The organism is Duganella sp. GW821-FHT07F09 (assembly GCF_059418705.1).
In genome coordinates this window covers 1-1222 of the sequence record NZ_JBWKQJ010000038.1, presented here as the reverse complement: position 1 = coordinate 1222, position 1222 = coordinate 1, and the positions used below count along the sequence as shown (strand labels likewise).

Here is a 1222-nt window from a genome sequence, read left to right as displayed (position 1 = left end):
CTAGGGAAGCGCTGATCAATTCAGTTTTCAGCGCTTCGAAGGCGATGTAACTGGCTCGACAGATCTGAGATTGAAAAACTCAAGAAAATCTGTCGGCCTGAGGGTGAAATGATTAGTTTATGCCCACCCTTTGCCGCATTTCCAAACTCAAGACGCAACTTGGGTGTGTACGCCGCCAAGGAACCTGCGCGCCAACACCAGATTGGCGAAAGCAAACAGCGAGTGCAACTGCGCGGTGTTTTTAGCCAGGCCGCGATACCGGTTCTTGCGATGACGGAACAGGCATTTGACGACATGGAAGCAATGCTCGACTTTGGCGCGCACGCTGGCTTTGGTTTGTTCCAGCTTTTCGGTAATGCGCCCGAGTTTGTCCTTCTTGAGCGCCTTGCGCAAACTGGGCTTCATGGCCGTATGCCATTCCACGTTCGTGTCGGTGTTTTCCGGCCGCTTGGCAACGCCTTGGTAACCGGCGTCACCAATGACGACCTTCTCGCCGCCATGCAGCAGCGCATGTGCTTGCGTGACGTCGGCCACGTTGCCTGCGGTGGCAACGACGGTGTGGACCAAGCCGGTGGCCAGGTCGACGCCGATATGCGCTTTGAGTCCGAAATGCCAGTCGTTGCCCTTCTTGGATTGGTGCATCTCAGGATCGCGTTTGCCATCGCGGTTCTTGGTCGACGGCGGTGCCGCGATCAGGGTCGCGTCGACGATGGTTCCTTCACGCATCGTCAGGCCCTTGCTGGCCAGATGGCCATTGATCTCGTCGAAGATTCGTTTGGTCAGATTGTTCTGCTCCAGCAGGCGCCGGAACTTCAGCAAGGTGGTCGCATCGGGCGCCGATTCGTGGGTCAGATCGATGCCGACGAAACCGCGAATGGCCTGGCTGTCGTAGATCGCATCCTCCACACCTTCGTCCGACAAACCGAAGCACTGCTGGGCGATATACATGCGCAGCATGCGTTCCAAGCCGATCGGCGGGCGACCGCGGCCGTCACCTTTCGGGTAGTAAGGCAGAAGGGCAGCCACCAGCGCCGCCCACGGCGTCGCGGCCTCGATCTCGGCCAGGAAGCGGTCGCGCCGCGTCAGCTTCTTTTTGTTGGCGTACTCTGCATCCGAAAAGCTCGATTGCATCGTCAGGTCTCTCGTGGAAAGGAGCCACTATTTTGACAGCTTACAGATCACTTGGGCCACTGCGGCGGCGATTAAATCAGCGCTTCCCTAG

At 58.0% G+C, this 1222-nt stretch carries 1 protein-coding gene; it reads right to left on the bottom strand.

Translation table 11 applies throughout. The features are described 5' to 3' along the window. Nucleotides 1–147 precede the first annotated feature (147 nt). The gene (locus tag AC07P1_RS33670) at nt 148–1131 is read right to left on the bottom strand and encodes an IS5 family transposase (RefSeq protein WP_494699945.1); all 984 of its coding nucleotides are present in this window, start codon (nt 1129–1131) and stop codon (nt 148–150) included. Nucleotides 1132–1222: the final 91 nt, after the last annotated feature.

Excerpts from the sequence above, each read along its gene's own strand:
- AC07P1_RS33670 (WP_494699945.1), bottom strand. The coding sequence starts at position 1,131 with ATGCAATCGAGCTTTTCGGATGCAGAGTACGCCAACAAAAAGAAGCTG.